The organism is Metabacillus sp. 113a, assembly GCF_050107635.1.
In the GTDB taxonomy this organism is placed as follows: Bacteria; Bacillota; Bacilli; order Bacillales; family Bacillaceae; genus Metabacillus_B.
In genome coordinates, this window is the sequence record NZ_JBNILJ010000007.1 from 106,615 (window position 1) to 130,430 (window position 23,816).

Here is a 23,816-nt window from a genome sequence, read left to right on the forward strand (position 1 = left end):
AAAATACGCGAGCCTGACCTGTAAGTGCTCTCTTCCTGTTTTTTAAATCCAAACGATTTTCATAAAGAAAACCCCCGGTATACCGGGGGTTTTCACTCATCAGGATTTTAGGACACTTCAGCGATCGGCCTCCTGACTCATGCGAGACAATGGATGGCTCACCTAGCGGGTGCCGAGGAGCATCCATTCGTACTGGCGCAGACGCAGTTCAAATAAGGTCAGAGACTCCTTGAAGGTACTTAAATGGTTTTTCATATCCAGCAATTTGCTTTGTTTAGCTGAAATGGCGGTATGAGTTTCTTCAACCGTCTGCTTCAGGACACTGAACGGATGGCTGAAGAAAATGGTAACATCCCGGTCAATGCCTTTTTCAAACACATCAAACGGAAGGAGGAACTTAGAGATGATATCTTCTGTCAGCTCAGAGTAATCCTCATTTTCAATATATTGTGTATATCGGTTAACCATCATTGTTTTGTTTTGTGCAATGGCATTAATGAGCTTTCCGGCACTTTTCAGAAGAAGCTGGGAAGGTGTATGACGCATCAGAATATTGACTTCATCAAGCTGGAAGCCGCTTGTCATGCGCTGTACATCCCGCCTCCAGTCATCTGCAATTTTAAAGTCACATGATAGCTCGACTCTGTCTGATTCAAACAGCTTATTAAAGCCGCTGCTCATTTCATCAAGGTGGGCCTGGCTCACCTTCAGTTCATCATGTGAGGAGGAGATCCATTCGTGAAGTGAATCCCGGTACATAGGCAGGACGGTATCATCGATGTAAATTTTAATCCGGCTGTTCATCTCTTCATTCAGCTGCAGATGAATTTTGCCAAAGTCACTGTCCTCCCTCACAAGCTTAGCGCAGCTGCGGAGCATTTCCGGAATTTTCACCCTCATATCCTGCCTGATTTCTTCTTTCACTGTATGGAAATAGCGGCGGATTTCCACTGTTTTTTCCTTTTCCAGATCTTCAAGCTGATGAATCGCCCCATTCAGCTTTGAAACCATGTCCTCATTCCAGACTATGGATTTCTCTAGGGAGCGCTCATGCTCCAGACGAGTATCCAGCAGATTGGTTATCGTCGTGCGAATGACAAAGAGAAGCTTCGCCACTCTGTCATCGAGTCTCGCCGGGCTGAAGTTCTTTTCAATAAAATCATCAAACAGCTCCAGCTGACGGCTGCTCTTATAATGAGAGGAGTAAGCGAACACCTTAGCCTCAGGGAAAACGGTGTGAATCCTCTCCTCGGTATCAAGGAGCACCCTGTTTGCTTCTTCCTCTCCATACACCGTATCCATTTTGTTCAGCAGGAAGTGAATCGGCATATCGGGTGCAAGATCTCTGATTCTCAGAAGGAATTCAGACTCCTGCGCAGTGAATGGCGCGTTGGCAGATAGAATAAAAAGCATGCTGTCCGCCAGATTAATATAATGATGGACTTCATTTCTTCCGCCTAATCTGCTATTAAACCCGGGGGAATCAATCATCGTCATCCCATGCCTGCTCAGAAATTCCGAGGGCAGTCTGTATTCAATAAAACGGTCATTTGCTGTAAGGCCGCCGGGTTCCCGTATTGCCTTCACTTCGCTGATTTCTGTTTCTGGATGTTCTCTTACAATGACAACGGTCGAGCTCTCCTCGCCCAGCACCGGTTCATCCAGGACGGAATTAATGAAAGACGATTTGCCTGAGCTTGCGGCGCCTGCAACGAGAAGATGCCGTGTATGTAAATCAAGGAGCTCCTGCACCATCCAATTTGACTGATCACCGATTTCCACCTCATTCTCAAGGCTCCACCTCTTCACGGAATCAAACAGCTCGAGACTCTCCTCAAGTCCGGCTGTTATGTTCTGTTTCCAGCTGACCAGATTTTCCGCCCGGTAAACCTGTTCAGCTGATATGCTTTCAGGGAAAAGATCATTCCAGGCAAGCACGGCAGCCGCTGAAAGAATGGCATGATTCGCTTCAGACATGCTAAGCCAGTTAACCAGAAAGCCGGGCAGAACCTTCGACAGCTCTTTTACCGAATATGCGCCGCCCGTCAGCTGAAGGTATGTCTCCTCATGACGCTTGGACAGCTTCCTCCAGGAGTGGGACTGCTCGCCATCAAGAGACTGGTAAACGTTATTAACATTCATCAGCCAAGGCATGTAAGAGGGTTGTCCCTCATACGAATGCCATAATGAGAGCACAAGCTCTTCAAAATGAGGCGGGCTCACATGATACATGGCGGCAAGAACTTCATTAAAATAAGACGGTTCAAAACGGTTTGTATATCCGTTCGTTATGTACGCCTGCAAAACTTCCGCCCAATCAAGAGATTGCGTTCGGATGGTTTCATTTGCAGCAAGCTCTACAGCATTTTCCCAATCCTGATGCTCCTCAAAAAATGCCCGCGCAATCAAGGCGATATTTTGATAATCGGGATCAAGCGCCACCGCTTTTTTAATAGACAGAACGGCTGCATCCTGCTTTTCCTGCTGCAGATAGAGCGAAAACAGCTGCAGGGCAACCTCAATCTTTAATACAAGACTGTCCGTTTCAATGCTCTTATACAAATCCAGAGCTGCCGCTTCCATCCCAAGCTCCATATAAGCATCGGCCATGTTTTTCCTGGCCCACTGATCCAGTTCGCTGGTAATGTGCTCCCACTTAAAGATCGCAGCTTCATAATCCTTATGGTGAAAATAAACTTCACCCTGGGCAAAACGGATATCCGATGCATCCCCGTCTTCCTTCTGATGCTCATCAAGGAGCAGGCTTCCAAGCACCTGAACAGGGTGTTCCCCTGACTCAGGGGCCAGTAACTCATAAAAGGTTTTCTTGCTTAACTTCGTTTCTGCAGTCATGGTCGGCCTCCAAATAATAGAGTATATATATGTAAATTCCCCGTCTATAGTCCCGTTACACCTAATGGGTATCTAATTTCATATTTTAACAGAGTTTTTTGCCGGGTTATTGCAAAAGGATGTCAGTTTCAATACAGATTAGACACAAACGTAAAATTAGAGGATTCATTTCCCATGGGTTTTTATGGTAGAGTAATAAAAAACCGCAAGCTTTTGTCTAAATAAGAGAAATCCATTCAATTACATTAAGCTTGGGGATGAAACCTTTATCCCAAACTCGCCGGTCTTCGGCTTTTATTTGGACAAGCACATAACAGCGAAATTCTATCTGCAGGAGGAAACATGCACATTGTTCAAAATCGGTTTGCCGCCACTTTTCACATCATTCTTCTTATTGTCTCGATCAGCGCCGCTGCATCCATTTTGCTGACCGACCCGAAACTTGAGTCCCAGCTTCTTCAGTTTATGGCAGCATGCATCATCGGAGGCGGAAGCACATTAAAGCTGTACCGGGCACATACAGCCAAATCAGGAAAAAAGTCAGATGAGCCCCGCTCACTCTGACTTTTTTTAGTCCTCATCCTTTACATCCGGATCTTCCGGCAGCGGCTCACTCTTCCACTCATCAAGCTGCTTCTTCGCCTTCTCCAGCTGATCCAAATGCCCGTTAAACTGCTCCTTATTGATCAAATAAACCTTCCCGTCAAACAAATACCGGATCAGGTTTTGGTGAATCAGGGTCTCGACATAGGTCTCCGGAAGGGAAAGATACTCAGCCGTTTCTTTAATCGTTAAATACACACGAAATTCCTCCTCTATACGGATGATTATAACGAAAGAGGGGATGATGGGTAAACAAGGGGACGCCAGGTTATTATTGGCTCAGGACCCGAATGGGATTTTGTTGGTTATTGTCCTCCGTATTTTGGTTTTATTGTCCGTACTTTGGTTTTATTGTCCGTACTTTGGATTTATTGTCCGTACTTTTGTTTTATTGTCCTCCGTACTTTGATTTTATTGTCCGTATTTTGGATTTATTGTCCTCCGTATTTTGATTTTATTGTCCGTACTTTGATTTTATTGTCCGTACTTTGATTTTATTGTCCGTACTTTTGTTTTATTGTCCGTACTTTTGTTTTATTGTCCGTATTTTGATTTTATTGTCCGTATTTTGATTTTATTGTCCGTATTTTGGATTTATTGTCCGTACTTTTGTTTTATTGCCCTCCGTATTTTAGTTTTATTGTCCGTAGTTTGGTTTTATTGTCCGTACTTTGGTTTTATTGTCCGTACTTTGGTTTTATTGTCCGTACTTTGGTTTTATTGTCCGTACTTTTGTTTTATTGTCCTCCGTATTTTGGTTTTATTGTCCGTACTTTGGTTTTATTGTCCGTATTTTGGATTTATTGTCCGTACTTTTGTTTTATTGTCCGTATTTTGATTTTATTGTCCGTACTTTTGTTTTATTGTCCGTACTAACGCAGATAAAGACTTTTCGAGATGATTCGACATTAATAGACAACGCCTTCGCCCCGCGTAACGATTACATTCCAAACCGCCACACAACATACAGATGCGCGAACCAACGTCCTTGCTCATACTAAATGTTTACAAATCCTCTTTTTCATACTATAATATCTACTTTCGAACGTGGTTCGAGATCCTCCCACGAAAAAAAACTAAGGAGTAGAGAAAATGAATATCCGAACACTCGCAGCTAATGGGATTTTGGCTGCCATTTATATTGTTGTGACCACCCTTGTTCAGCCAATCGCATTCTCAAATATACAGTTTCGCATTCCTGAGATGCTGAACCATTTAGTCGTTTTTAATAAAAAGTACATTTTTGGAATTGTGCTTGGAGTTTTTATTTCCAATATGCTTTGGTCGCCAATGAAGGCATACGATGTGATATTCGGAACTGGCCAGTCGGTTATTGCTCTTCTTATAACGATCGCAGCTGCAAAATATATCAAGAACACATGGGCTTTGATGGCTGTAAACACGCTTGTGTTTACATTTACGATGTTTATCATAGCCTGGGAGCTGCATTTGGCTCTCGGCTTCCCGTTCTGGATTACATGGGCTGTAACAGCTGTCGGTGAATTTGCAGTGATGGCTGCCGGAATGCCGATTATCTATGCTTTGAACAAACGGCTTAAGTTTGAAAAACACGCTTAAGCCCTCTGGATGAAATCTCTATGATTTCATCCTTTTTTATTTCAAATTTCCAGGATATCCCGCTTCCTTGCAGAATAACCTCCATAAAGGAGGGGAACCGCTATGGAGATCCGCATTCTAGATGTGAATGACGCATTTGTTTTTCAAACACTCCGACTGAAAGGCTTAATAACAGAGCCAGAAGCATTCGGCTCCACCTTTGACAGAGAAGAGCGGTATTCACTGGAAACAGTCGCTCGAAGGCTGAAGCCCACTGACAGCAAGTTCACACTGGGAGCTTTTGACGAAAACCATTCTCTGGCTGGAATGGTCACTTTCATTCGGGGAGAGAGCCCTAAAACCGCTCATATAGGAAATGTATACGGCATGTACATAGAACCTGTTCACCGCAGACAAGGCTTGGGAAAAGCACTGCTGCTGGACCTTCTAAAAAAAGCAGGCAAAGAGAATGTGGAGCAAATCCATTTATCCGTTGTTTCTGGGAACGCAGCCGCCAAAAATCTATATAAATCTATGGGGTTTAAAACCTATGGGGTGGAGAAACATGCGTTAAAGTTTAATGGGAAGTATTATGACGAAGACTTAATGGTCTTATTTTTGCGCACATGAACTTGACAAATACAGGATCCGATTGCCCGATTGAGACCGATAAATATCCAAAACCGGCTGACAAATATCGGAATACGGCCGATATACGGGGCTCTAAACGATAAAACGCCCAAATCGTTAAGTACATGAAAATCCAGCTAATTATAAAAGCTTGCCGGCCGATTTGTCTCCCAAATCGGCCGGTCAAGTCTCAATTCATATGAACAATCCGCTTGACCGGTCCATTTTGCTTATGTTCATCTGTTTTATCCATCAAATTCAGCAGGTGCCTTTTGTATAGATACATCACAATGATGTGGATTTTTGCCTGAGACAGCCTGTAAATAATCCATGGCAGGGAAGGGCGGTATTCATGAATGGCGATGATGCACTCCTGTGTATCAGGAATCTGCCTGAATTCTATCCTTCCCCTGCCGCCTTCCACGATTTCAGCGAATGATCCGCCGGTGATATAGTAAAGGGCGCGGTTTGAAGAGCTTCGATCCGGTGCGTAGCTAAGTTCCATAATGGGCTTCTCCCATCCAAAAAGGTAAAACCGGCTCACGCGGCTGCTGTCAGCTTCTATCCTAAGAAACGGCCGCGCCAGTTTTGACAGCCAGTTCATATAATGGTCTCCGGCCCAATCGGCATCTTTTCCTTCTGGAAGCAAGATGCGCTGCACAGAGCGGACATCTGCAATGCCCGATTTTTTAGAGGATGAAGATTTGGAACTTTTTTGTTCCTTCTTTTCTTTTTCCTCCTCGTCAAGAGCATACTTCGCCGCTTCTTTAAACGGCGTCCGGCCATAGCTGATTTCATCGTCCATGTTTTCTTTTTGCGCTACCATTGGATGCTTCAGGCTCTCAATTAGCGGATAGGCAATGGATTTTGGAGATTGGGTAATCAGACTCACCCATAATCTTGAGAGGGTCACCGTCATAAATGGGACATCAAACGTTCGCGTATTCCTTCCCATGACTTCGGCGGTCTGAATCATCATCTCTTTGTAGGTCATGACTTCTGGTCCGCCTACGTCAATGGATTTTCCGGATAATCGCTTATTTCCAATGCTTTTTTTCAGTGCTGTCAAGACATCCTTCAAGGCGATTGGATGAGTTTTCGTTCTTGTCCATTTAGGCAAAAGCATGGCGGGCAGACGTTTGACCAGCTTGGTAAGAATGGGAAACGAGGATCCCTTCGGACCGACAATGAGTCCTGCACGGATTGTCGTTACCGGTGTGCCGTATGCACCAAGCACCTTCTCAACCTCAAGCCTGCTCTCAAGATGCCTGGACAGTTCTTCTGTATCTTCAGGAATGATTCCGCTCATGTAAATTATTTGTTTAATGCCATTTTTCTTGGCAGCCCGGGCAAAATTGTCGGCAAGAATTAAATCCATATCCTCAAATTTAGCCTGCGTCAGTTTGGCAGAAGGCATCATTGAATGAACGAGGTAGACAGCATAGTCCGCTCCTTCCAATCCCTTCTCAGCAGAATCCAATGAATACAAATCACAGGAACGCCATTCTACATGATCGCTATTCTCCCGTGAATCCCCGTTTCTGGACAGGGCGATGACGTCTGAGTATCCGGTAAGCTTTTGCAGCAAATTATTCCCTATATATCCGCTTGCCCCTGTAAGGGCGATTACTTCGCGTTTTTCCATAGTTAACAACTCCAGTCCTGAAGAAATCAGTATATGGTCTTTTTATTCCTTCAACACGGTTCCGGTAAACGTTGGGAGAACATTGGAAAATCTTTATTTTCTCAAAGAAGAATTCAGAGACGATTCCATTTTTTTCATGTACGAGTAAATGCTGAACCAAATAATAAAGTAGACAATGACGAAGCTAACGAAAGCAATGACTGCGCCAAACCATGTTAAAGGGAACCATCCCGAAAAAACGGCCACTGTAAAATAGGCAGCAACGGAAAGAGTGAAGTGAATGACCATCTGTTTCAGAAGGCTCCATTTTTCGAACTCAAAGATGAGGGATGAAACCCCGAAGTAGATTCCGACCACCATACTCCCAAGCATATGCTTCCATAGCCCGGTTACGGTTATGCTGACATCCATCCCCATAAAAACACTTAATGCCGCAAAGGTAAACAAGCTTGAGAAGCCTAGTCCAGTTAAGGATCTCTTCACTATTTGAATCATCATTTCTTCATTCCTCCAGTCAGTTTATCTTTTACTGCGGCTACAAAGTTACGGGATACATATTCTTTTCGGCCGCTGTAAAAATAGACACATAGATTCCCATTAAAGGAAAGTTCAAACTTTTCAATGGCCTTCAGATTTCCTATGACTGATTTTGAAAACCGTGTGAACTGGCTGGATTCCAGCAATGCTTCTACTTCATAAAGCTTCATTTTCAACTCGATCGCCCGTTTGCTGTTACGGCATAGTTCTTTCTCTTTTCAGAGAATACATAATCAACATTCTCCGGCTTCAGCAAAATCGTTTGCTCATCTTTCATTCCAATGAGCCGCTCAGGTCTTGGTGATTTCATACGTTTCATGAGCTCTTCAAGCTCGTCTGTCCACTCCTTTGCCTGAATTGTAATCAGTGTTTCTTCTATTTCCTCATTGATATTTACATGAACTTTCATCGCAGCACCCCTGATTCCTTTCTTAACTGAATTATGTACTCTAAACGCTTTTTTTCTATTAAAAGTAGCATAAGATGCCTAAAAATGGGGATGTGAAGTTCATTTCCTTTCATAAAACAAATGCGAGCTGCAGCCTGCGATGGCTTCGTCTTTGCGAAGCCCCGTCTGTCCCAATGCTCTTAGCCCGGATTTCCCCGCCATTAACAGGTATTTAACAAAGCCTTGATAAAAAAAGAACAGCAATCCGCTTAAGGATTCTGTTCTTATATACTATAGCAGTCCATCCGCTTCCATTTGATCCTTTTGATCCGTAAGGGTTGTTTCGAGGGAGCGGTAATCCATTCCCAGATCGCGGACGCTTTTGCTGTGGTCGAATTTCGCTTCAAATCCGACATTTCTGGACACATACGGACGTGTGAGGCCAATTTTTGGTGCTATAAGCCATAGCAGCGGCTTTGGAACTTCACCTTTTGGAAGCTTGTATTGGTGCGGATAGTTTTTCTCAAGAAGCTTTGCCATATCGAGCAGGCTGGCTTCTTCATTGGAGATCAAGTAGCGGCCGGAAGCAGTGTTTGTAAAGGCAGCGAGCTTATGGGCTTTAGCGACATCTCTCACATCTACTGTCCCGTTGATTAAACGGGGAACTCCGGTTTTATACTTGCCTTTTAATAGATCGAGAATAGTGGCAATGCTTGTAGAATCCTTCCTTTTTGCAAGGGACGGCCCAAGTATAAAGGTTGGATTGATGGTTACGAGGTCCCAGCGGTCTTGCTCTCCGGCAAGCCTCCACGCTTCTTTTTCGGCTGCTGTTTTTGAGAAGCTGTACGGCTGGTGGGCTGGTGAGCTTGTCGTATTCCAGTCTCTTTCGGTAAAAGCCGGTTTCCCGTTCATATCCGCGTTGTCTCCAAACACGGCAACTGCACTGCTTGTCAGAACGACCCTTCTTACGGAAGGAGCCTTGTTGACAGAAGACAGAACGTTTCGGGTCCCTTCCAGCGCGGGTTTGATTAAATCTTTGTTCGCATCCCTGAAGCCGCTGATGAAAAACGGGGAGGCGGTGTGAAACACATACTCACACCCTTCAACCGCTTCATCAAAGCTGCCTTCTCTTAATAAATTGGCCTGATAGACTTGGAGTGTGCCCGGGGACGTTTTTTCTACTTCAAGTAGGTGGGCGTACTGAATGGTTCTCGATTGGTCACGGACGGTAATACGCACTTCATGCCCTTCCTGAAGCAGTTCTTTCACAAGCCACGCTGCAACGTATCCCGTTCCTCCGGTGACTAATACGGTTTTCTTATTCATGTTTAAATCCTCTTTCTTTTTTAATTGAACGTTCATTCAATGAATCGTTATAGACGTATCGCTTCCCAGCATGCTTCTGTTACTTTTTCTATAAGCTCTGGCGTTATGCTCAGCATACCTGCTGCATGCTGTTTCGCCAGGGAAACAGCTACATCCAGTGTCAGCGCAATGATGACAGGATCGGGAAGAGGCTTGATCATTTGCTCATGCTTTGCCTTGTTGAATACATTCATGATCGGCTTATAATAAATCATAACAGCCTTCTGGATTTCCAGCTTGTTATACGGAGACTGCAAAAACTGCTCCATGAACATGACTTCATCCGGTATGCGGACGGAAACTTCAATGGTTCTTTTCACCAGGTGCCGGATCTGATCTCTCAGGGGCTGATCCTCATTGATGCCTTGCACAATCCATTGGGAAAAGTCCTTTTTGACCCTCATGTATAATTCATCGATCAGTTCGTTCTTATTGCCGAAATAATGATAGATGATTCCTGCACTTACTCCTGCCTTCCGGGCGACCTTTGACATGGACGTCCCGTGAAAGCCATGTTCTGAAATCAGTTCAAGTGTTGCTTTAAGAATGGAGGCTTGTTTTCCTTCTATCAATTCCAACGAATCAAAAACCCCCTCTTAATTGAATGTTCGTTCAATATTTTACTTGAAGGCGAACATTCTGTCCAATTGATGGCCGAAAGTCCTCTTCAACATAGGAAAAGAATACCCCGGAGTTTTCTTCCTCCGGGGTACATGCCTTAGAGTCCTTTGCCTCCTAGCGGCTTAAGAGTAGTGATTCTGTCCATATCAGCAATAATGGGCCTTGCCTGTTTAATCAGCATCTTGGTGGCTTCATTTCCAAGAGAAGCCTGATGTGCTTCTTCATTACTCCAAACTTCATAGATATAGACGCTTTCCCGTTCATCCTCTGCCAAGCTGACGACATACAGCTCGCAGCCAGGCAATTCCTTCATAGATTCGGCGGCTTCCAGCAAAATAGCCGCAAGCTCCTCCCGCTTTCCTTCCTTTGCTGTCAGTCTGCCATATAATCCGAATTTCCCCATCTTACTCCCCTGCTTTCTCCATTCGTTTTTTGGTTAAAAAAGCTTTAATCATAAAATAGCTTATCTCTTCCGGAAGCAATTCTTTAATCGGCTTCAGTTGATTCGCTCCCGCTTCCTGAACTGCCTGCTCGAGCGTGATTTCATAGGAAGGCGGCACCAACTCTTCATAATGCAGTCCTCCTTCTTCGGCTTCAAGACACTTTAGCAGGTGATTTTCAATGGTCTGAATGGAAAGGCTTCTTTCTTCCGCTATTTCTTTAAACGTTTTTCCTTCCTGGTAAAGCTTTAACGATTCAAGGTGGGAATTGGGTACCGGCTTCGCTGATGCTTTTACTGCCGCAGGTCCCGCTGGCTCTCCGCTGCCTTCGTATTCCGGATACGCTTCCTGGAATTCTAGGATCGCTTTCAGAAATGCTTTCCCGTATTTTGCGGCTTTGTGCTGCCCAACACCGGATACCGCTAGGAATGCCTCTTCTGTCAGAGGCTGCTTTACACACATGTCCTTAAGGGCCGTATCCGAGAAAATGACAAACGGCGGAACGTTTTCCTTCTCAGCAAGGGTCTTTCTGACGGTACGGAGCTCTTCAAACAGCGGATCCCCTGCAGCGACCTGTCTCGTCTGTACGGCTTCCTTGCGCCGAACGGACGTATTTCCGAGCAGCACTTCCTTTCCTGCCGGGTTGACGTAGATGAGCGGATACGCGCCGTGCTCTACCCCAATCAGATCCTGGGATATAAGAAATTCGATAAAGGACGTCGTTTCTTTTGCACTCTTATCCTTCATGATTCCGTAAGTTGGAAGCCGGTTTAAGCCGAGCTCTGTTATTTTCTTATTTTTGGAACCTGTCAGCACCTGGGCTGTAAGTGCCTTCCCAAACCGGTTCTGTCCCATTCGGATGATGCAGGAAAGCACCATCTGCGCTTCCTTCGTTACATCCCGGCTTTCCCGTGAGTCCGTACAGTTGCCGCAGCGTCCGCATGGCTCCATGTCCATTTCGCTGAAGTACTGAACTATTTTGCGCTGCAGGCAGCTTTCGGTATGACAGTAATCCACCATAAGCTGAAGCTTCTCAAGCTCCTGCGGCATTCGCATTCTGTCACTGGACTGGTCAATTAGGAACCTCTGCACCTGAACATCCTGAGGAGAGTAAAGCAGGATGCATTCACTGTCAAGACCGTCCCGTCCCGCACGCCCAGCTTCCTGATAGTAGCTTTCCATGTTCTTGGGAAGCTGGTAGTGAACGACGTACCGGATGTTGGATTTATCAATTCCCATTCCAAAGGCGGAAGTAGCCACCATGACCGTTGTCCTGTCCAGCAGAAAGTCCTCCTGCCCGCTTATTCGGTCTTCATCGTTCATCCCGGCGTGGTACTTGGATACCCGGATTCCGCTCTTGTTTAAATGATCATGGAGCTGATCAACGTTTTTCCTAGTCGCAGCGTAAATAATGCCTGATTCTTTTTCATTTTTTTTCAGAAATTCCTTCAGAAACCGGAGACGGTCCTGACCTTTGATCACGGAAAAAGACAGGTTCTCTCTCGCAAATCCTGTGAGAATGGAGTATTTTTCATCTATTTTAAGAGAGCGGCAAATATCCTCGCGAACCTTCGGAGTGGCAGTAGCGGTTAAAGCCATCACGGCCGGTTTCTTCGGAAGCTGCGATATCATGCGCTGGATGCGCTGGTAGCTGGGCCGGAAATCGTGGCCCCACTGGGATATACAGTGCGCTTCATCTACCGCGGTAAACGGGATATCAATCTCTTTTAGCTGGCTCATAAAGTCATAGCTCTCGAGTCTTTCAGGAGCAATATAAAGAAGCCGGTACTCTCCATTTTTCGCACCCTTCATCCTTTCATAAACCTCAGATGCGGACAGCGAGCTGTTAATATAAGCAGCCGGAATACCTGCCTGGAGCAAGGCATCGACCTGATCCTTCATAAGGGAGATCAGCGGGGAAATGACAATCGTCGTTCCCTCCATCATTAATGCAGGGATCTGATAGCATATCGATTTCCCGCCCCCAGTCGGCATGACACACAGTGTATCGTTTCCTGCAAGGATCGAGGCAATCGCCTCTTCCTGCCCTTTCCGGAACGACGTATAGCCGTAATGCTTTTCAAGCAAAGCTTCCGCCTGCTGCAGCATTGTAATCATCCTCTCTCCAATTCTTCTTACTCTATTATAAAAGGAGCCGCCCCATCACGCAAAAAGAAGAAAATGAGATTTAACAGGAAATAACCGCAAAGTTTGCGTTGAAAAGAATGCCAAAATCAACTAAACTAGCTTTAGTAAAATAGTACTAAAAGGAGAATCGCCATGTACTGCAAAAGCTGCGGAACAGCCATTACTGAACGCTCTAAATTTTGCCCAAACTGCGGAAAGCCATTACGAAACAACCCCTCCAAGCTGCTGATTCTGCTTACGGTCTCTCTTTTTCTCTGTGCAGGTGTTTTCACTGCCCTCTATCTGGAACTGACTAAAGCTGCCCCTGCAGCAAAAGAAGTTCAGGTGAAAGAAAAGATTCAGCCGAAGAAAACAGTCAAAACTGAAGAAGTTAAAAAGACAGCCACAGAACAAGAAACCCCCGCTGAAGAAAAAAAAGCAGCAATCAAGCCTCCAAAAGAACCATCTCAAATTATCAAAGATGCACAGCCGAAAGTTTTTACAATCGTAAGTGATTATTCACAGGGCTCCGGATTTCTCATAAACAGCCAAGGCGATATTTTGACTAACGCCCATGTAGCGGAGGGCAGCCTGAATGTAACGATCCGCGATTATGAAGGAAACGAACATAGCGGAAAAGTAATCGGCTACAGCAATGATACGGATATTGCTGTAATCAGAGCTTCAAGCCTGGCCGGAAGAACGCCACTCGGCCTTGAACAAGAGAAACCTTCTAAGCTCGGGGATGAAGTCATTGCCCTTGGCAGTCCGCAAGGCTTTGAAAACACAGCTACAATCGGAAACATCAGCGGCATTGACCGCTCTTTTACAATTGAGCCCCATACGTATGATGGAATTTATCAAATCTCCGCTCCTATTGCACCAGGGAGCAGCGGCGGACCGCTCCTGGATATGAAAACGGAGAAGGCTGTCGCCATCAATTCTGCAAGGCATGATACCGAAGCAACAATCGGTTTCAGCATTCCGCTTTACAAGGTAATGCCTATCATTAACGGCTGGGTCAGCAGCCCTATGTCTGAAGAATCCATCTCCAGTCTTTTTTACAATGACGAAGGCCTGTACTTTTATGAAGATCTATACGATGACAGCGAATATTACTTCGACGGCGGAGACTACAGCGATGAATATGAGGACTACAGCTACGAAGAGTACGAAGAATTTCCTTATGAAGATTACGAGTGGGAAGATCCTTATATCGAAGAGCCGGATGCAGACGTTCCGGAACATGATTATGAAGAACCTATTACCGAGGAAGGCAGCGAAATTCCTGCCCCGGATATCGCTGATGAGAACAGCGGCAGTGAATCAGAGCAGCAAGAGGAATCTCCGGAAGAACTGCCTGAACAGGATCTCCAGCTGGAGGAACCTGCCCTTGAGGTCCGGGAAGCTGAAACTCAAACTCCCTGATGCTTGCGGACTTTGTGACTCTCTAAAAGAAGGATGGACTGACGCAATCTTAAAGGTGCTGCGAGCCTGGCTCGGAGCACTTTTTTCTATACGCAGGTCCCTTGCACTTCCATTACCTTCTCCGCTTTTTGAGGCGCCATTCCTTCCTTTTCCAGCCACCCATTCCGGACTTCATTCAACTTTGCCCGCAGGCATTCTTTTTTAAGAAGGAAAATGACTCCTTTTGTCGAATACCCTTCTTAAACTAATTATTCAGAAAGTAATAGAGGGACTATTCTGCGAAATGAGGAGAAATATGGAACGAACATTGCTCGAATCTCATAAGAAACGTCTAATCTCTTTTTTTGAGGAACGGCAGTCTGTCTTTTTGGAGGAATGGCAGCAGACGATCTTCATCGGTCAAGTAGATCCTCACAAGGAAAAAGTGAAGGAGAACGGCGAAAATATGTACCTTTTAATCAAACATGCCATCGGCAGCGGCTTGTCGGAGGAGGAAATAAAAGGACTCGCCTTTAAAGTCGCAAGCGAACGACTCGAAGCCAATATCAATATCGGAGATTTCGTATATAATGTAAACGCCGGAAGGAGCATCATCATTCGGAACATCTTCAAATCGGAAATACCTGTTAAAGACCTGGAATTCTTTATCAGCCATATCAATCAGCAATTCGATTTGTTCTGCTACCATGCTGTTACAAAATACACGAACTTAAAAAACCTGGAATTAAGCGAGAAAAACACGTATATTCATGAGAATCATAAGGACAAGCTTGCGCTGCTCGGACAGATGTCCTCAAGCTTTGTACATGAATTCCGCAATCCGCTTACTTCTGTCATGGGCTTTATTAAGCTTTTAAAAAATGATTACCCTCAATTCGAGTACCTTGATATTATCAACCATGAGCTCAATCAGCTGAACTTCCGGATTACCCAGTTTCTCCATACATCCAAAGCTGAGTTTAACGGGACGGAAAAAGAAGAAACATCCATAGCTAAGCTTTTTGAAGACATCCGCGAGCTTACCTACCCGAGTATTGTAGATACCGATGTGAATGTCATCAGCCGGATGAATGAAGATCTGGTAATATCAACATACCGTGAAGAATTAAAGCAGGTATTGCTTAACCTCTTTATGAACTCAATCGATGCCCTTAAGCACAAGGAAAAACCGCGCAATCTGTTAATCAATGCGTATATGGAACATCAGCAGGGCGTCATTTCAATATCCAATAACGGCCCGGCCATTCCGGCTGAAAATATAAAAACCATTTTTGAACCTTTTTTTACGACAAAGGAACTCGGTACAGGAATTGGGCTGTTTGTATGCAAAAAAATCGTGGAAAAACACGGGGGTTCCATTGTTTGTGAATCTAATGAGGAACAAACAACCTTCTTTATCTTTCTTCCTGCCTTATCACAGGAAGCATAAAAAAATCGAGAGAAATCATCATGCCTGTTTTCCGCTCGATTTTTCATTGTTTTATTTTTTCCGTTTCTCAGCAGCAGACAGGCCTTGTTCTGCAGTCAGTCTATGCAATTGGCCCTCCTTCTGCAGTTTCAGCGAATCTGCCGCATCGCGCTTCAGCTTTTGCCCGGTTTCTTTCAGCCTGGCTTTTTCCTCAATCATGCTAATCTGTTTCTTCGTACCTCCCGCTTTTTCCTCTTTCAGCATAGTAGAGGCCATGGTTACCTGGCTTTTCCAAAGCGGGATGGACGTCAGGACGGAGGATTGAATTTTTTCCACAAGCATTTCGTTCGTCTTCTGAATCATGCGGATTTGCGGGGCTGCCTGAAGAGTCATTTCCCTGCTTATTTTCAAATCATACAGTCTTCGGTCGAGCCTCTCGGCAAAGCGGCGGACTGTTTCCTCCTTTTCCTTGCTCCCTATGCTCCCAAGGCTTTCCGCCCCTTGCTGCAAAGAAGGGATTATCTTCTTTTGGAGCTCATCCAGCTTCCATTCGGCAGCAGCTATATATACGTTCAACTCTCCATGGAATTCTTTATTTTGCTCATAAAGATTCTCAAGCATCGCATTGTCTGAAAGCAATATCTGTTTGCTGTTTTCAAGCTTTAGCACCACCCGGTCCATTTGCGCGCTCATTTTATGATACCGGGAAATCAGTTCGGATGCAGAACGCTGGTTTCGAGCGAATATCCGCCTCAATATTCCAGAAGACCGGGCTGGTTCGGGGTCTGCCTCCTCGAGCTTTCTCATCAGATCCTCCATAATGACTCCGGCGCCTCCCCGGTCTTTCTCCTTCACATACTGCATCAGCCTATCGGATAAAGAGAGCAGCTTGGATTGAGCAGGAATGCCAAAGGAAGCAACCTCTTCCTCCATCCCCGGATTAATGGATTCAGCCGCCTCCCGAATTCTCTGAAGCTCTTTTTCTGAGAATGAACCGTGCAGAGTCATTTTAAATCCTTCGCCTGATTGATGGATTTTTTTGCAACATCCATTTCAAATTTGAGCTCACTGACATCATCCTTAAGAATAAGGTACAAATCTTCTTCAATGGTAAAGAGCAGCTCTTTAAGGGTTCGGTTTGACTCCTTTAATGAGGAACTGATTTCACTGTTCTTTTTAGGCTGGGAGGATAAAAATGCAAATCGTTCGGTCAGTTCAACGGCAGAGTCCAAATGCTTGTAGAAAAACGGCTCTGCCCGGTAAAAACGCTTTGGATCCTTTTCAGCAAGACGGTAAATCTTTTTGACAACACGCAGCAAATCGACGCGCTGCTTTAGTTGAGAGATGCTGCGGACAGAGAATAATGCCCGGCTAAGACGGTCAATCTTCCGTTTAGCTTCTTTAAGATTTTTCTGTATATAACGGTACTCGCTCCTTGAAAGCTCGTGTTTTTTCAAATACCGTGAGTGGACAATTGCAGCAGCTGTTCCATACGCAGCCGCTCCGCCAAGCAGGGAAATCCCTGAAGCAGAAAGGTACGGCTGGGATAGAGGGAAAAAGCTAACCAGCCAAACGGCAGTTGTGACAGGCATAGCAGTAAAAAATCCGGCAGCATGCGGAATAAACCGATTCATCTATAATCGACTCCTGACCTAAGATCTTAATCTTCCTACGGATGGGAACGCTTTCCGGTTTCATCTTTCTTATATTCATCGTACATGATTTGCCTCTGTACTTCCATAGACCTGAAATGTACCGGATTTTAAGACCTGAGGCTTATATTTGCCATTATAGTCAGGATTCACCTGCATCATGCCCCTGTTATATAATTAGATGATACATAGTTCAGGAGGGATTAATTTGATAATAAGACCAGAGAAGCACGAGTTTCATCCTCACTATCAGCCTTATATAGATTTTATTCCATCCGGAGACCTTATTATGATCCTGGAGCAGCAGATAGAGGAAACCCTCAGACTTCTTGAAGGCTTAACGGAAGCAGAAGGAGTGCGTCACTATGCCTCCGGTAAATGGACTGTTAAAGAAGTCATTGGCCATATCGCGGATACCGAGCGCATAATGGCTTATCGGCTCCTCGCCATCTGCCGCGGTGAGCAGCACGAGTTTCGAGGCTATAATGACGAAAGCTATGTGAAGCAAGCAGGTTTCAATGAGCAAACCATGGCCTGGCATATGAAGAATCTCCTAGCTGTGCGGCAGGCAACAATTATGTTAATGAAAGGGCTGCAAAGCAGTGCGTGGACCCTGACCGGGAGAGCAAATGGTTCTTCAGTAACCGTCCTTGCTCTGGCAGCCATCATCGCGGGACATGAGAGGCATCATGTAAAGATTTTAAGAGATCGATATCTGTAAGGGAACAGCTGAATGGAAGAACGGAATGGTTCTTCGGAGTCAGCTTTTTAGCCTCCTCCCAATAACGCAGGCGATTTGGATATCAGCTTTACTGGTTATCGTAACGATACGCCGGCTAGCCAGACGAATAACGGCTCCCGGTATAACTTCACAAACGACTTGATAAATGCTATAGGCATCGTCAATCTCTTAAATTGTAATTTATTGGAAATGCAGCGGGGATGTGTAATTTATTACTAACATTGTTGTCCTTAGAGCCGAAAATTTCATTGGTAAAAAGCATATATAACAATAAAACCGAACTATTACGAAGCTCTATATCAGAGTTTCAAATAATAGTTCGGTTTATTTATTAGCCGGAAACCTTTAAAATTCCTGGGGATGAATGAGTTCTGAAGCACATTTACACTCTTAAATTTCCGTCCTCAAATCCCACAGCTCGGGAAAAAAGCGCTGATCGAGCACTTTCCTCAAATAGTTGACGCCGGACGACCCTCCAGTCCCCTGCTTGAAGCCGATGATCCGTTCCACGGTTTTCATATGGCGGAACCGCCACTGCTGGAGCCAGTCTTCGATATCGACAAGTTTTTCGGCAAGCTGGTACAAGTTCCAGTATCGATCAGTATGCCGGTAGACAGTGAGCCAGGCTGCCTGTACCGAGTCATCCTTCTGATACGGATTTGAGTAATCGCGGCTGAGAACGTCCTGATTAATCGATAAACCTGCTTTTGCAAGAGCCTGAATCGCAGCATCATAAAGCCCCGGCTCCCGGTATGCCTTTGCCAGCCGGGCATGCAGCTCCTGATCCTTTTCATAAATTTTCAGGACGTGCGGGGTCTTGTAACCGAGGGCGAACTCGATCAGACGGTATTGATAAGACTGAAACCCTGATGCCTGCCCGAGCTTTTCACGGAACTCCATGTATTCGGACGGTGTCAGCGTTGAGAGGACATCCCACGCCTGGATAATTTGAGATTGCGTCTTAGACACTCTGGCCAGCTGCTTAAAGGCTGTCGGCAAATCCTCCTTTACAACCGCGGCAATTGAGGATTCCAGTTCGTGCAGGATGAGCTTCATCCAGAGCTCGCTCACCTGATGGATGATAATGAACAGCATTTCATCGTGATGATCGGACAGCCTCACCTGTCCCTCTAAAATTTTATCCAGATGTAAATATTCCCCGTAGGTCATGCTGTTTCGAAAGTCGGTATGGATTGCTTTTTCCGTATCAGCAGCCTGTTCATGATTCTTCATTCAACCCCCCCCCCTCTTCTGCGGATAACGGCCCGCACCGGACTTCCGTCAGCCCCCTCAATCAGGAGCGGAAGCGCAATGAGTTCGTAGTCTCCCGGGTTAATTTTTTCAAGCACGAGGTTTTCAAGAATCTGGACCCCGTTCTCATAAAGCGCATGATGGGCAGCCATGTCCCTGCTGTCCAGCTGGTCGACAGACGGTACATCCACCCCGATGAGGCAAATTCCTTTTTCCTTGAGATACGGTCCGCAATCTGGGTGAATGGCGGTGATTTTCTCCGGAAAAACTCCGGGATTGCTCCTGACGGCTGTTTTCAGAAGCAGCCTTTCGGCACCGTCCAGATGAAAGCGGCTTAATGCTTCTTTATTGATTATACTTTCAGCTGAAACATCGATCACTCTGGCCTGGCCGATAAAACAGTGGATGTCGAGCTCGCTGATTTTGGGTCCGCTGTCCAAGAAATGAAACGGGGCATCCGCATGTGTCCCGGTATGGAGGCTTGTGGTAATTTTCCCTATGTTGACAGAACCCGTTTGCTGTTTAGTAAAGGCTGTTGTATAGGAAAAGGGGGTATCCCCAGGCCAATGTCCGATTGTTGGGCCTAGCGGCTGAGTAATGTCCATCCACGTCATTTACGCCACCACTCCCCGCTTATTTTCAAATTTTTTGTAGGTTTCTTCCTTCATGATGGCTTTGAGCTTTTGAATCGTAAGCCATATTCCCTCAAATGTATTGTATAAGGCCACCGGTGCCAAACGAATTCCACTTGGAGCACGGAAATCAGGAATCATTTTTTCCTCTTTTAATGCCTTGCAGATCCTGGCTGCCTCCGCATGCTCAATGAAAAGATGGCCTCCCCTCGTTTCGTCCTCCGGATTGCGGATCGTGAATCCAAAACCGGCCAGCTCATGACTGATTACATCCATCATGTACCCTGTCAGCTTTAAGGATTTCCTGCGCACAGCCTCTATTCCCGCCTCATTAAACATTGCGAGGGAACCAAGCAGCGGGGCCATGCTGAGGATATTCGGCGTCCCCATTTGGTAAGCACCGGCATGGTCTGCTGGTGTAAGCTCATGAGCCATGTCAAACTGCTTGGATTTATCCGAACTAAACCAGCCGGCAAGACCCGGCGTTGCTCCAAAATGCTGTTTGTTAACGTAAAGCGCTCCAACCGCACCCGGTCCCCCATTTAAATGCTTATAGGTGCACCAAAAAGCAAAGTCTGTCTTCCACTCTGAAAGACTATGAGGAATGGACCCGACAGAGTGGCATAGATCAAAGCCTATCAGAATTCCGCGCTTATGAGCTTCCGCTGTCAGTCTATCCATAGGGAGAATTTGGCCGCTGCGGTACTGGACACCTGATAAAATGACCATCGCGACATCCTCAGTCATCGCTGAAATAAGATCCTCAGCTTCCAGCGTATACCCATCCCGGCTTTTGACTTTCACGAGATGGGTCTCCGGGTCATAGCCCTTTAGCCGCAGCTGACTCTGCAGAGCATACACGTCAGTCGGAAAGGTGATATCGTCCGTAACTATTTTTGTCCTTTTCCCTGAGGGCTTGTAAAAAGTAGAAACAAGCTGGTGCAGGTTAGCGGTCGCAGACCCTGTTACGATCACTTCCTCCGGAGACGCGCCAATTAGCGGAGCCATTTGCTCCCCAAGCTGCTCCGGCAGATAAAACCATGGATGCTCCCCCTCTGTCCAGCCATCGATACCGAACGTTTTCCAAGATTCAAGGAGCGAATGGACCGTCCTCTCTGAACGTTTTGACAGCAAGCCAAGAGAGTTGCCGTCCAAATAGATGGTTCCTTCGTTTATGTAAAATTCATTTCGGAAGCAGGCGAGCGGATCCGACTGATCCAAAGTACGGGCATATTCAAGCGAAAAACGATCAAGCTGTGCGGCCATTTTTGTACCGTCCTTTCCAGGTTGAGTCTACTAGAATTATATTTTAGAAATGAGAGCGCTGTCAAAGGGAGGGGGGAGGGCTCTGACTGGGGATGGAGAATATGTGCGAAAATTTGATTTAGCAGCGGAAATTTGATTATTATTGCAAAATCTTAATTCTATTGACTTGCCGGCAAACCCCTCTTCCTTCACCCGCAGCAAAAAGCGGCCTCCCCAGGAAGACCGCCAGCTGCTGTTCAATTAGACGATTTCACGATCCCAGTGACGGTGCACCGAAATCGCTTTTTCGAAGGCTGCAGCGAATTGATCCGAAGGCTGCCCGCTGACCACGCCAGGCATATTCGCCATTTCCTGAGCCTCAATCCACTTCTCGCCTTCATGAGTGGCGCCGATTGGTTTAAAATGCTCAAATGCTTCCTGAAGAAAGGCTGCAGCTTCGCGGTAGAATCGCTTGCTTACATCATTTCCGCCAACTGCATAGATTGCATCAAATAAGACGGAGTCGCTTGTTAAAAAGGTATGTTCAACTTTAAGCTCCGTTCCATCCGTGGCTTTCAGCTTCCCAAGCTTGTTGCTCACGATTTCAGGCTGGATGCCGGCAGCCTTCAGCTTTTCCAGAATCGCTCCGACTTCCGCTCCATTAAACCCGTCATCCACGAGTACTCCAACCTTGCGGGTAGCCGGACTTTTCACCGTATTTTCCTGGCTTAAAGCCGGAGACGATTTCGTTACCTGGGATCCGCCCTGCTGAGGAGGCTCCACTCCGATGTTTTCTGCAAAGCCTTGAGCAAGCTCCAGGCTTACATTTGAGAACATGTCAACAACCTGCTTCTGAACGGATTCGCTTTTCACTTTACCAAGCTCAAAGCTGAACGCATCGATCAAATGCTGTTTTTCAGGCTTGCTCATGCTATTCCAGAAGAGAGCAGCCTGAGAGAAATGATCCTTAAAGCTATCGCTTCTCGCCCGGACTTTATAGCCCTCCACTCTTTCCTGATAGTGAGCATAGCCGCCCTCTTCCACACTTGCAGGAGCCGGTGTGTTCGCTGCAAGGGAATTTTTATGATAGGCAACCTGGCCGCGGTTTATTGTATGCCTGCCATAGCCATCACGCTGATTGTTGAAAAACGGACAGACCGGCCGATTGATCGGCAGTTCATGGAAATTGGGACCGCCAAGACGGATTAGCTGGGTATCGGTATAGGAAAACAATCGTCCCTGAAGCAATGGATCGTTGGAAAAATCGATGCCGGGAACAACATGGCCCGGATGGAACGCCACCTGCTCCGTCTCTGCAAACACGTTGTCCACATTGCGGTTCAACGTCATTTTCCCAATCATTTTAACCGGGATCTCTTCCTCCGGCCAAAGCTTCGTCGCATCTAATATATCAAAATCAAATTTGAATTCTTCCTCTTCCCCGATCATCTGAACACCAAGCTCATATTCCGGGTAATCGCCATTTTCAATGGAATCATAGAGATCCCGGCGATGGAAATCCGGATCCTTGCCGTTGATTTTCTGTGCTTCATCCCATACAAGTGAATGCGTGCCGAGAACAGGCTTCCAATGGAATTTAACAAATCTCGATTTTCCTTCTTCATTTACAAACCGGAACGTATGAACACCGAAGCCTTCCATCATGCGCAGGCTTCTAGGAATCGCACGGTCGGACATCGTCCACATGACCATGTGCGCTGCTTCCTGGTTGTTGGCGACAAAATCCCAGAATGTATCATGAGCCGAAGCAGCCTGGGGAATTTCATTATGAGGCTCAGGCTTTACTGCGTGGATTAAATCCGGGAACTTAATTGCATCCTGAATAAAAAACACCGGAATGTTGTTTCCTACCAAATCATAATTGCCCTCTTCTGTATAAAACTTCGTCGCAAACCCCCGGGCGTCACGGACCGTTTCAGCTGAACCGCGGGAACCTGCGACGGTTGAAAACCGGACAAACACAGGGGTTTTAACGGATGGATCCTGTAAAAACCCTGCGCGGGTATATTCTTTCATAGACTCATAGACCTGAAATTCACCATGAGCCGCAAAGCCGCGCGCATGGACGATCCGCTCTGGTATCCGCTCGTGGTCAAAATGCGTCATTTTTTCACGAAAATGGAAATCCTCCAGAAGCGTAGGTCCGCGTTCTCCAGCCTTAAGTGAAAACTCATCCTCCGAAACCTTGAGTCCCTGATTTGTTGTTAGCTTTTTGCCTTCATCATCAACCCGGTACTGCTCCAGCTGTTCATCCTTGCGATTGCTCAAATTTGCCACCCCTTTAGGTAAGTATGTAAAAAAATGCGTTTTATACAGTACCCTTTGCCGGGAGAGGGGAAACAGGGAATTTTTCGTAAAGGGGGCCCTTATTGGGGGTTCGGATGGCTTTGAACCCGTCCCATACGGAGTTCTAGAGAGATGGCGGCAGGCGAATACGGTCGAATTGTGTCGAAAAGTCGATATCTTCTTCAATTCGGTCGATATATATATAAAATAGCCGATATATTCTTATTTCGGTCGATATATTGTCCGAATCGGCTGATACGGTTGAGCCCCCTAATTTTGGACACGCTCTTCCGAATTCTAATCTTTTCTCCGTTTTTCAAAGAACGATTTTTCTGGGTTTTACTTCCCCTTTTTTATATTTCTGAAAATAGACGGCTGGAGGCCA

22 protein-coding genes and 1 riboswitch are annotated in these 23,816 nt (G+C 45.9%); of the genes, 6 read left to right on the top strand and 16 right to left on the bottom strand.

Annotated features, from left to right (window positions below; genetic code table 11):
• Positions 1-162: 162 nt before the first annotated feature.
• Positions 163-2,853 carry a dynamin family protein gene (locus ACQCVE_RS12600; protein WP_426863022.1) on the bottom strand — a complete coding sequence of 897 codons (2,691 nt, stop codon included), beginning with the start codon at positions 2,851-2,853 and terminating at the stop codon, positions 163-165.
• Between the two features lie 342 nt (positions 2,854-3,195).
• Here ACQCVE_RS12600 and ACQCVE_RS12605 point away from each other — a divergent pair, with 342 nt between their 5' ends.
• Positions 3,196-3,417, top strand: a complete 222-nt coding sequence (locus ACQCVE_RS12605) for a hypothetical protein (RefSeq protein WP_426844782.1) — start codon at positions 3,196-3,198, stop codon at positions 3,415-3,417.
• 6 nt (positions 3,418-3,423) lie between these two features.
• Here the strand turns inward: ACQCVE_RS12605 and ACQCVE_RS12610 are convergent, their stop codons facing one another.
• On the bottom strand, positions 3,424-3,654 hold the full coding sequence (locus tag ACQCVE_RS12610; protein WP_426863023.1) for an excisionase family DNA-binding protein: 231 nt from the start codon (positions 3,652-3,654) through the stop codon (positions 3,424-3,426).
• Between the two features lie 843 nt (positions 3,655-4,497).
• Positions 4,498-4,542: riboswitch (PreQ1 riboswitch) on the top strand.
• 6 nt (positions 4,543-4,548) lie between these two features.
• Here ACQCVE_RS12610 and ACQCVE_RS12615 point away from each other — a divergent pair.
• Entirely contained in the window at positions 4,549-5,034 is a 486-nt protein-coding gene (locus ACQCVE_RS12615) for a QueT transporter family protein (protein WP_426844784.1), read from the top strand.
• A gap of 102 nt (positions 5,035-5,136) precedes the next feature.
• On the top strand, positions 5,137-5,643 hold the full coding sequence (locus tag ACQCVE_RS12620) for a GNAT family N-acetyltransferase (protein ID WP_426844785.1): 507 nt from the start codon (positions 5,137-5,139) through the stop codon (positions 5,641-5,643).
• Between the two features lie 190 nt (positions 5,644-5,833).
• Here the strand turns inward: ACQCVE_RS12620 and ACQCVE_RS12625 are convergent, their stop codons facing one another.
• The 8 genes from ACQCVE_RS12625 to recQ form a co-directional block, all read right to left on the bottom strand.
• Complete coding sequence (locus tag ACQCVE_RS12625) at positions 5,834-7,288, bottom strand: NAD(P)H-binding protein (protein ID WP_426863024.1); 1,455 nt, start codon at positions 7,286-7,288, stop codon at positions 5,834-5,836.
• 93 nt (positions 7,289-7,381) lie between these two features.
• Entirely contained in the window at positions 7,382-7,786 is a 405-nt protein-coding gene (locus ACQCVE_RS12630) for a DUF3021 domain-containing protein (protein WP_426844787.1), read from the bottom strand.
• Positions 7,783-7,995, bottom strand: coding sequence for a LytTR family DNA-binding domain-containing protein (locus ACQCVE_RS12635; RefSeq protein WP_426863036.1), 213 nt, complete (start codon positions 7,993-7,995; stop codon positions 7,783-7,785). Before ACQCVE_RS12635 ends, ACQCVE_RS12630 begins: the two co-directional genes overlap by 4 nt.
• 2 nt (positions 7,996-7,997) lie before the next feature.
• On the bottom strand, positions 7,998-8,234 hold the full coding sequence (locus ACQCVE_RS12640) for a hypothetical protein (protein ID WP_426863025.1): 237 nt from the start codon (positions 8,232-8,234) through the stop codon (positions 7,998-8,000).
• Positions 8,235-8,504: 270 nt separating this feature from the next.
• Positions 8,505-9,539 carry an SDR family oxidoreductase gene (locus ACQCVE_RS12645; protein WP_426844789.1) on the bottom strand — a complete coding sequence of 345 codons (1,035 nt, stop codon included), beginning with the start codon at positions 9,537-9,539 and terminating at the stop codon, positions 8,505-8,507.
• A 47-nt stretch (positions 9,540-9,586) separates the two neighbouring features.
• Positions 9,587-10,156, bottom strand: a complete 570-nt coding sequence (locus ACQCVE_RS12650) for a TetR/AcrR family transcriptional regulator (protein WP_426844790.1) — start codon at positions 10,154-10,156, stop codon at positions 9,587-9,589.
• A gap of 140 nt (positions 10,157-10,296) precedes the next feature.
• Positions 10,297-10,602, bottom strand: a complete 306-nt coding sequence (locus ACQCVE_RS12655; RefSeq protein WP_426863026.1) for a putative quinol monooxygenase — start codon at positions 10,600-10,602, stop codon at positions 10,297-10,299.
• A 1-nt stretch (position 10,603) separates the two neighbouring features.
• Complete coding sequence (gene recQ, locus ACQCVE_RS12660; RefSeq protein WP_426863027.1) at positions 10,604-12,748, bottom strand: DNA helicase RecQ; 2,145 nt, start codon at positions 12,746-12,748, stop codon at positions 10,604-10,606.
• A 171-nt stretch (positions 12,749-12,919) separates the two neighbouring features.
• On the opposite strand from recQ, the gene ACQCVE_RS12665 reads away from it, so the two are divergent.
• Complete coding sequence (locus tag ACQCVE_RS12665) at positions 12,920-14,194, top strand: trypsin-like peptidase domain-containing protein (RefSeq protein ID WP_426863028.1); 1,275 nt, start codon at positions 12,920-12,922, stop codon at positions 14,192-14,194.
• Positions 14,195-14,489: 295 nt separating this feature from the next.
• On the top strand, positions 14,490-15,623 hold the full coding sequence (locus tag ACQCVE_RS12670) for a histidine kinase N-terminal domain-containing protein (protein ID WP_426844793.1): 1,134 nt from the start codon (positions 14,490-14,492) through the stop codon (positions 15,621-15,623).
• A 51-nt stretch (positions 15,624-15,674) separates the two neighbouring features.
• On the opposite strand, the gene ACQCVE_RS12675 is transcribed toward ACQCVE_RS12670, so the two are convergent.
• Positions 15,675-16,610 (bottom strand): toxic anion resistance protein, encoded by a 936-nt coding sequence (locus ACQCVE_RS12675; protein WP_426863029.1) that lies wholly within the window; start codon positions 16,608-16,610, stop codon positions 15,675-15,677.
• Entirely contained in the window at positions 16,607-17,236 is a 630-nt protein-coding gene (locus tag ACQCVE_RS12680) for a 5-bromo-4-chloroindolyl phosphate hydrolysis family protein (protein WP_426844795.1), read from the bottom strand. The genes ACQCVE_RS12675 and ACQCVE_RS12680 overlap by 4 nt, the downstream gene beginning before the upstream one ends.
• Positions 17,237-17,435: 199 nt before the next feature.
• Here ACQCVE_RS12680 and ACQCVE_RS12685 point away from each other — a divergent pair, with 199 nt between their 5' ends.
• Positions 17,436-17,975 (top strand): DinB family protein, encoded by a 540-nt coding sequence (locus ACQCVE_RS12685; RefSeq protein WP_426863030.1) that lies wholly within the window; start codon positions 17,436-17,438, stop codon positions 17,973-17,975.
• A gap of 411 nt (positions 17,976-18,386) precedes the next feature.
• On the opposite strand, the gene kynA is transcribed toward ACQCVE_RS12685, so the two are convergent.
• The 4 genes from kynA to ACQCVE_RS12705 all read right to left on the bottom strand — a co-directional run bounded on the left by kynA (position 18,387) and on the right by ACQCVE_RS12705 (position 23,413).
• Positions 18,387-19,229, bottom strand: coding sequence for a tryptophan 2,3-dioxygenase (gene kynA, locus ACQCVE_RS12690; protein WP_426863031.1), 843 nt, complete (start codon positions 19,227-19,229; stop codon positions 18,387-18,389).
• Positions 19,226-19,861 (bottom strand): arylformamidase, encoded by a 636-nt coding sequence (kynB, locus tag ACQCVE_RS12695; protein ID WP_426863032.1) that lies wholly within the window; start codon positions 19,859-19,861, stop codon positions 19,226-19,228. The genes kynA and kynB overlap by 4 nt, the downstream gene beginning before the upstream one ends.
• Complete coding sequence (gene kynU, locus ACQCVE_RS12700) at positions 19,862-21,145, bottom strand: kynureninase (protein ID WP_426863033.1); 1,284 nt, start codon at positions 21,143-21,145, stop codon at positions 19,862-19,864.
• A gap of 240 nt (positions 21,146-21,385) precedes the next feature.
• The gene (locus ACQCVE_RS12705; RefSeq protein ID WP_426844800.1) at positions 21,386-23,413 is read right to left on the bottom strand and encodes a catalase; all 2,028 of its coding nucleotides are present in this window, start codon (positions 23,411-23,413) and stop codon (positions 21,386-21,388) included.
• Positions 23,414-23,816 lie beyond the last annotated feature (403 nt).

Bases quoted from the DNA above. Each gene is read 5' to 3' on its own strand.
- ACQCVE_RS12685 (WP_426863030.1), top strand. From the start codon at position 17,436: ATGATACATAGTTCAGGAGGGATTAATTTGATAATAAGACCAGAGAAG.
- ACQCVE_RS12605 (WP_426844782.1), top strand. From the start codon at position 3,196: ATGCACATTGTTCAAAATCGGTTTGCCGCCACTTTTCACATCATTCTT.
- kynA (WP_426863031.1), bottom strand. From the start codon at position 19,229: ATGAAGAATCATGAACAGGCTGCTGATACGGAAAAAGCAATCCATACC.
- ACQCVE_RS12655 (WP_426863026.1), bottom strand. From the start codon at position 10,602: ATGGGGAAATTCGGATTATATGGCAGACTGACAGCAAAGGAAGGAAAG.
- ACQCVE_RS12635 (WP_426863036.1), bottom strand. From the start codon at position 7,995: ATGAAGCTTTATGAAGTAGAAGCATTGCTGGAATCCAGCCAGTTCACA.
- ACQCVE_RS12615 (WP_426844784.1), top strand. From the start codon at position 4,549: ATGAATATCCGAACACTCGCAGCTAATGGGATTTTGGCTGCCATTTAT.
- ACQCVE_RS12645 (WP_426844789.1), bottom strand. From the start codon at position 9,539: ATGAATAAGAAAACCGTATTAGTCACCGGAGGAACGGGATACGTTGCA.
- ACQCVE_RS12620 (WP_426844785.1), top strand. From the start codon at position 5,137: ATGGAGATCCGCATTCTAGATGTGAATGACGCATTTGTTTTTCAAACA.
- ACQCVE_RS12600 (WP_426863022.1), bottom strand. From the start codon at position 2,853: ATGACTGCAGAAACGAAGTTAAGCAAGAAAACCTTTTATGAGTTACTG.
- ACQCVE_RS12630 (WP_426844787.1), bottom strand. From the start codon at position 7,786: ATGATGATTCAAATAGTGAAGAGATCCTTAACTGGACTAGGCTTCTCA.
- ACQCVE_RS12670 (WP_426844793.1), top strand. From the start codon at position 14,490: ATGGAACGAACATTGCTCGAATCTCATAAGAAACGTCTAATCTCTTTT.
- kynU (WP_426863033.1), bottom strand. From the start codon at position 21,145: ATGGCCGCACAGCTTGATCGTTTTTCGCTTGAATATGCCCGTACTTTG.
- ACQCVE_RS12680 (WP_426844795.1), bottom strand. From the start codon at position 17,236: ATGAATCGGTTTATTCCGCATGCTGCCGGATTTTTTACTGCTATGCCT.
- kynB (WP_426863032.1), bottom strand. From the start codon at position 19,861: ATGACGTGGATGGACATTACTCAGCCGCTAGGCCCAACAATCGGACAT.
- ACQCVE_RS12625 (WP_426863024.1), bottom strand. From the start codon at position 7,288: ATGGAAAAACGCGAAGTAATCGCCCTTACAGGGGCAAGCGGATATATA.
- ACQCVE_RS12665 (WP_426863028.1), top strand. From the start codon at position 12,920: ATGTACTGCAAAAGCTGCGGAACAGCCATTACTGAACGCTCTAAATTT.
- ACQCVE_RS12640 (WP_426863025.1), bottom strand. From the start codon at position 8,234: ATGAAAGTTCATGTAAATATCAATGAGGAAATAGAAGAAACACTGATT.
- ACQCVE_RS12675 (WP_426863029.1), bottom strand. From the start codon at position 16,610: ATGACTCTGCACGGTTCATTCTCAGAAAAAGAGCTTCAGAGAATTCGG.
- recQ (WP_426863027.1), bottom strand. From the start codon at position 12,748: ATGCTGCAGCAGGCGGAAGCTTTGCTTGAAAAGCATTACGGCTATACG.